The organism is Seonamhaeicola marinus (genome assembly GCF_008085455.1).
In genome coordinates this window covers 1-553 of record NZ_VSDQ01000672.1, presented here as the reverse complement: position 1 = coordinate 553, position 553 = coordinate 1, and the positions used below count along the sequence as shown (strand labels likewise).

1 protein-coding gene is annotated in these 553 nt (G+C 39.1%); it reads left to right on the top strand.

Annotation, left to right across the window (positions count from 1 at the left end; translation table 11 throughout):
• Window positions 1-457: nitroreductase family protein (locus tag FUA24_RS11110; protein ID WP_148542256.1), on the top strand; the 457-nt coding region annotated here is incomplete at its 5' end.
• Window positions 458-553: the final 96 nt, after the last annotated feature.

The window sequence follows — 553 nt, the reverse complement described above, 5'->3', positions numbered from 1 at the left end:
AGCACTTGTGCCACATTCTTACAATCAAACACAAGTACAAGACGCCTCACATTTATTAGTAATTTGTATAAAAGAACACGTTTTAAAAGAAGACGTAAACGCCTTTTTCAACAACATAAAAACCATTAGAAACACCCCCGAAGAAATACTAGCACCCTACCGAGAAAACCTAACAAGCATGTTGCAAAACATGACCTTAGAGCAGCAACAACAATGGTCTAAAAACCAAGCCTACATAGCCCTTGGTAATTTAATGACCGTTTGCGCCGTAGAAGGTATAGATGCCTGCCCCATGGAAGGTTTCAACCCAACAGCCTATAACCAAGCCCTAAACCTCAAAGAAAAAGGCCTAAAATCAGTATTATTATTACCCGTAGGGCACAGAGCCGATGACGATATGTTTGCAAACTTTGAAAAAGTAAGAATGACATTAAACGAAACCATAATAGAACTATAAAATATTAGGGCGTTACCCACAAGGGGTCGGGCTTTACGTTGCAATCTTTTTTAGCTTTAAGGCTAAAAAAGGATTTCCACTACAATCCCTAACGCA